This is a genomic window from Kitasatospora putterlickiae (assembly GCF_039527695.1).
GTDB lineage: Bacteria > Actinomycetota > Actinomycetes > Streptomycetales > Streptomycetaceae > Kitasatospora > Kitasatospora putterlickiae.
This window is the reverse complement of sequence record NZ_BAAAKJ010000072.1, coordinates 9,570-14,873: the sequence shown is the minus strand read 5'-3', so window position 1 is coordinate 14,873 and position 5,304 is coordinate 9,570. Positions and strand designations below refer to the sequence as shown.

General features: G+C 74.1%; 5 protein-coding genes. 4 read left to right on the top strand and 1 reads right to left on the bottom strand.

What is annotated here, in order from left to right; translation table 11 throughout:
* Positions 1-50: 50 nt before the first annotated feature.
* Positions 51-1,460 (top strand): acyltransferase family protein, encoded by a 1,410-nt coding sequence (locus ABD308_RS08365; RefSeq protein WP_344329923.1) that lies wholly within the window; start codon positions 51-53, stop codon positions 1,458-1,460.
* Positions 1,461-1,592: 132 nt separating this feature from the next.
* Here ABD308_RS08365 and manA read toward each other — a convergent pair whose 3' ends face one another.
* On the bottom strand, positions 1,593-2,792 hold the full coding sequence (manA, locus tag ABD308_RS08360) for a mannose-6-phosphate isomerase, class I (RefSeq protein WP_344329919.1): 1,200 nt from the start codon (positions 2,790-2,792) through the stop codon (positions 1,593-1,595).
* Positions 2,793-3,116: 324 nt separating this feature from the next.
* Between manA and ABD308_RS08355 the strand changes: the two genes are divergently transcribed.
* The 3 genes from ABD308_RS08355 to mobA form a co-directional block, all read left to right on the top strand.
* Positions 3,117-3,878: a polyprenol monophosphomannose synthase gene (locus tag ABD308_RS08355; RefSeq protein WP_344329912.1), complete on the top strand. Its 762-nt coding sequence runs from the start codon at positions 3,117-3,119 to the stop codon at positions 3,876-3,878.
* Positions 3,879-4,012: 134 nt separating this feature from the next.
* Entirely contained in the window at positions 4,013-5,056 is a 1,044-nt protein-coding gene (locus ABD308_RS08350) for an MBL fold metallo-hydrolase (RefSeq protein ID WP_344329907.1), read from the top strand.
* Between the two features lie 23 nt (positions 5,057-5,079).
* On the top strand, positions 5,080-5,304 hold a 225-nt coding region (gene mobA / locus ABD308_RS08345; protein WP_344329901.1), incomplete at its 3' end, for a molybdenum cofactor guanylyltransferase.

The window sequence follows — 5,304 nt, the reverse complement described above, 5'->3', positions numbered from 1 at the left end:
GGGTACTCCGGGAACGACGCGTCTCCGGGCGATGGGTTACTGTCCTCCCCGTGAATCAGATAAGACGGCGGCTTCCCGGCAGGTTCCGTGGTGCCGAGCGGGGAACGCCGGCCTCGGCCGCCGGTGCGCGTCTGGGCTGGTTGGACGCCCTGCGCGGGATCGCGGCCCTGGTGGTGGCGCTGCACCACTTCGGGATCCTGGAGCTGCTGCCGTTCGGCGGGGCGGTCTGGGAGCACTTCGACCTGGGACTGTACGGCGTCATGCTGTTCTTCCTGGTCAGCGGCTACATCATCCCGGCATCGCTGGAACGCCGGGGCGACGTCCGGGCGTTCTGGGTGGGCCGGCTGTTCCGGATCTACCCGGCGCTGATCGCCGCCTTCACGGTCTCGATCCTGATGCTGCCCGAGGGCGACGGCTCGGTGGCGCTCTTCCGCACCGGTCACAACCTCATCTCGCTCGCGGCCAACGCGACGATGCTCCAGGACATGCTGAACGTGGTGAACGGCATGGGCGTGACCTGGACCCTCACCTACGAGATGGTCTTCTACTTCCTGGTCACCGGTCTGTTCACGCTCGGCTGGCACCGGCGCAGCGGCGGCATCGCGGTCGGCTTCGCGGCGATCGCCCTGGTGTTCGGCGGCTCGCTCGCCACCAACACCCTCGCCCAGTCGCTGGACGCCACCCGGCACCTGGTGCTGGCGGCGGTGCTGATCGTGGTCATGGGGTTCCTGTGCATGCTGAGCGGCAATCAGGCGCTGGCCCGGACCGGCGCCCTGCTGGTGGCCGGCCTCGCCCTGGTGCTGCTGTTCCTCAACAGCCGCGCCCCGGTCTTCGAGACGCTGCTGATCTTCGCCACGATGTTCGCCGGCACCGTGCTGTACCGCGCCGAGCACGGCCAGATCGAGCGTCTCCAGGCCTGGCTCTGCTGCGGCTTCGTGGTGGTCGCGGGTGTGGCGATCGGCTGGATGTACAACCGCAACGGCGTCGAGCTGAACACCTGGAACTCCGGCTGGATCGCCTGGTCGACGTCCTTCACGGGCGCCTGGGCGACCTTCCTGGGCGCGATGCTGCTGCGCAAGAAGCGGTTCCCGAAGCCGCTGACCTGGCTCGGCTCGGTCAGCTTCTCGCTCTACCTGCTGCACGTGCCGCTGCTGCACACCATCGCCCCGCACCTGGCGCAGCCGATGCCGACCACCACGGGCGGCAAGACGCTCTGGACGCTGGAGTACCTGGCGATCGCGCTGGCGGCCGCCTACCTGCTGTACCGGCTGGTGGAGCTGCCGTTCCAGAAGCTGGGACGCAAGCTGCTGAAGGCGATCGAGCGGAGGTTCCCCGGAACTCCGCCGTCCGGGCCGCCGTCCGGGCCTCCGGAGCCACCGCGGCGGACCGTCGACGCGGCGCAGGAGGGGCAGCCCGCCGGCCGGGCGCCGGTCGAGGCCGGAGTCGTCCCGGCGGCCTGAGCCCGGGCCGCCGCTGTCGCCGTCCCCGTTCCGGCCGCTGTCACGCGCCGGGCCGGGGACGCGGCGCATCCGGGCCCGGTGGTGCCGGGCCGGTGGCGGCGCCCGTCGGACGGCCGGCCCGCGCGGGGCGGTTCAGAGCGTGACGGTGGCCCGGAAGACGGTCGCGCCGGGCCCGTCGAGCCGGGTCGCGGCACCGGTCGCGGGAAGGAAGGCGGACTCGCCGCGGGCGAGGTCCAGGACGCCGCCGTCGGCGCCGGTCAGCCGGACGGCGCCGTCCGTGCAGAGCAGGATCTGGGCGGCGGAGCCGTCCACCGTCCGGGCCTCCCGGTCCAGGACGAAGCGGGAGAGCCGGAACTCGTCGATCGGCACCGGGTAGAGCTCCTCGCCGGGCGTGCCGTCGACCGCGACCGGCCGCAGCGGGGCGGGCGCGCAGGAGGCGAACTCGACCACCCGGAGCAGTTCCGGCACGTCGATGTGCTTGGGGGTGAGCCCGGCCCGCAGCACGTTGTCCGAGTTGGCCTGGAGCTCGACGCAGACGCCGTGCAGATACGCGTGCGGGACGCCGGCGCCCAGGTAGAGCGCCTCGCCGGCGCGCAGCAGGACGTGGTTGAGCAGCATTCCGGCGATCAGCCCGACGTCCCCCGGGAAGTCCCGGGCGATCCGGAGGTACGGCGCGTACGGCCCGTCCGGGTCCTCGGCGACGGCCTTGCCGACCGCCTCGGCGGTGTCCCGGACGGCCTCCGCGGCCTGCGGTCCGGACAGCGTGAGGACGGCGGCCAGCGCGCGGCTGAGCGCCTCGGACTCGTCCTCGGCGCCCAGCAGGGCGACCACCGGCGCCAGCGCGGGCACCCCGAGACCGGCCAGCAGCGCGGCCGCGTCGGCGGGCCGGCGGAAGCCGCAGAGGCCGTCGAAGTCGCCCAGCGCGCAGATGAGTTCGGGCTTGTGGTTGGCGTCCCGGTAGTTCCGGTGCGGGGCGTCCAGCGGGATCCCCAGGGCGTTCTCGGCGGCGTACCCGGCGCGGGCCTGGTCGAGCGAGGGGTGGGCCTGGATGGAGATCGGGATGCCCGGGGCGAGGACCTTGAGCAGGAACGGCAGGGCGGGGCCGAACCGGGCCACCGAGGCGGCGCCCAGCTCGCCCGCCGGGTCGGCGGCGATCAGCTCGTCCAGCCGGCGCGGCCCGTCGCCCCGGTCCGCCCGGGAGGGGTCGCCGGGGTGGGCGCCCATCCACAGCTCGGCCTGCGGTTCGCCGGTCGGCTCCTGCCCGAGCAGCTCGGGGAGCGCGGTGACCGAACCCCAGGCGTACGGGCGGACGGTGTTGACGAGCTTGTCCATGGGCGCGGTCCTGCTCCTTGCTGCAGTGGCTGGTGGGCCTCGCCGCCGTCAGGCGGCCGCGGGCGGGGGCGGACGGGTTCGGGCATCCGGGCACAGGCCGGGCATCGACCCTAGCCGACCTGCGCCTCCCCGGTGGAAACGGCGGGGGCGGGCCGGGAGTGCCTCGGGAGGAGGGGTGGTCCGAGGACGCGGTAGTAGGATGCCAGGACCCAGTGTTTTCCACGGTGTCGTCCGGGTCGGCGGGGTGCCGGCCGGGACTGTGTCTTCCGATGAGTGCGGGCAATGGTGACCGGCACGTCCCGCCACCGGCCGAGAGGTTAGTACGTGACCGTCAACCAGCAGGGTTTCGCCGATCTCGGCCGGGTGCTGGTGATCATCCCCACCTACAACGAGGCGGAGAACGTCGAGCGCATCGTCGGCCGGGTGCGCGCCGCCGTCCCCGAGGTGCACGTCCTCGTCGCGGACGACAACAGCCCGGACGGGACCGGCGAGCTGGCCGACAAGCTGGCCGCCGAGGACCCCCAGGTGCACGTCATGCACCGCAAGGGCAAGGAGGGGCTGGGCGCCGCCTACCTGGCCGGCTTCCGCTGGGGCATCGACGAGGGCTACGACGTGCTCGTCGAGATGGACGCCGACGGCTCCCACCGCCCGGAGGAGCTGGGCCGGCTGCTGACCGCGCTGCGTGGCGCCGACCTGGTGCTCGGCTCGCGCTGGGTCCCCGGCGGCCGGGTGGTGAACTGGCCGAAGTCCCGGCTGCTGCTCTCGCGCGGCGGTTCGACCTACTCGCGGCTGATGCTGGGCGTGCCGATCCGGGACGTCACCGGCGGCTACCGGGCGTTCCGCAAGGAGACCCTGCTCGGCCTCGGCATGGACGAGGTCGCCTCGGCCGGCTACTGCTTCCAGGTCGACCTGGCCTGGCGCACGGTGAAGGCCGGCTTCAAGGTCGCCGAGGTGCCGATCACCTTCGTCGAGCGGGAGCTGGGCGCGTCCAAGATGAGCCGGAGCATCGTGGCCGAGGCGCTCTGGCGGGTCACCTCCTGGGGCGTCGCGGACCGCGTCGCCAAGCTGACCGGCCGCAAGGGCTGACCGCCACCGCGCAGCGTCACCACCCGGACACATGATCGCGAAGGCGTGCCCCCGCCGGGCGCGCCTTCCGCGCTTTCCGCGCGCCGTGCTCCCATGCTGTAGGGCGCGGAACCGTTAACCAGAGGGAGCAGCCAGTGACGTCGTCGCCCGAGGAGTCCGAGGAGAACGCCGGCGCGGACCCGGTCGACGCGGTGCCCGCCGCCGGTGCGCCGGTCCGGCCGCTGGAGGTCGACGTCTTCACCGGCCCCGAGTCGGCCTTCTTCGCCACCTCCACGCTGATCCTCGGCGAGCACACGGCGATCCTGGTCGACGCCCAGCTCACCCGCAGCGCCGGCCGCGAGCTGGCCGAGTGGGTGGCGGGCAAGGGCCGCCGGCTGCTCGCCATCGTGATCACCCACCAGCACCCCGACCACTACTTCGGCGCCGAGGAGGTGCTGCGGCTCTTCCCCGAGGCGCGGCTGCTGGCCGCGCCGTCCGTCGTCGACGGTATCCTGCGCACCGCCGCCGCGAAGGTGGCCCAGTGGAAGCCGGTGTTCGGCGACGACATCCCGGACCACCCGCTGGTCCCGGCGCCGCTGCTGCCCCAGCCGCTGATGATCGACCGGCAGGTGATCCCGGTCCTGCTGCTCGGGCAGGGCGACTGCGGCGGCTCCACGGTGGTGCACGTGCCGAGCGTCCGCACCGTGGTGGCCGGCGACTTCGCGTACAACGGCACCCACGTCTGGACCGCCGACACCACGCCGGAGCAGCGCACCGAGTGGGTCCGCAACCTGGGCCGGATCGCCGAGCTCGGCGCGGACCGGGTGATCGCCGGGCACCGGGCGCCCGACCAGGGCGACGACGCGGACCGGGTGCTGGCGTTCACCGGGGAGTACCTGCAGGACTTCGACCGGCTGCTGGCCGAGCACCCGGACGACGCGGAGGCGCTGGTGGCGGCGGTGAACCAGCGGTACGGGGAGCTGACCCTGCCGGCCGTGCTGGAGCTGAGCGCCGTCGCCAACACGGCCGCCACCACCGACGCGGAGCCGGCCGCCGAGCCGGACACGGAGCCGGACGAGGACGGCGCCGGGGACGCGGACGACGAGCCGGACGACACCACCGAGCCGGGCGAGGAACCGGGCGAGGCGGGCGCCGACGACGCCGCCGAAGCCGACGAGGAGCCCGGGAACACCGCCTGAGCCCCGCGGCGGATACTGGCGGCATGACGCCGTACGACGCGATCGTCCCGGCCGGGGGCGCCGCCCGGCGGCTCGGCGGGGCCGACAAGCCCGGCCTGACCATCGGCGGGACCACCCTGCTGGACCGGGTGCTCGCCGCCTGCGCGGACGCCCGGACCACGGTGGTGGTCGGCCCGGCCCGCCCCACCGCCCGGCCCGGGATCCGCTGGACCCGTGAGCGCCCGCCCGGGGGTGGCCCGGTGGTCGCC

Coding starts and splice junctions, on each gene's coding strand:
- manA (WP_344329919.1), bottom strand. CDS start 2,792: ATGGACAAGCTCGTCAACACCGTCCGCCCGTACGCCTGGGGTTCGGTC.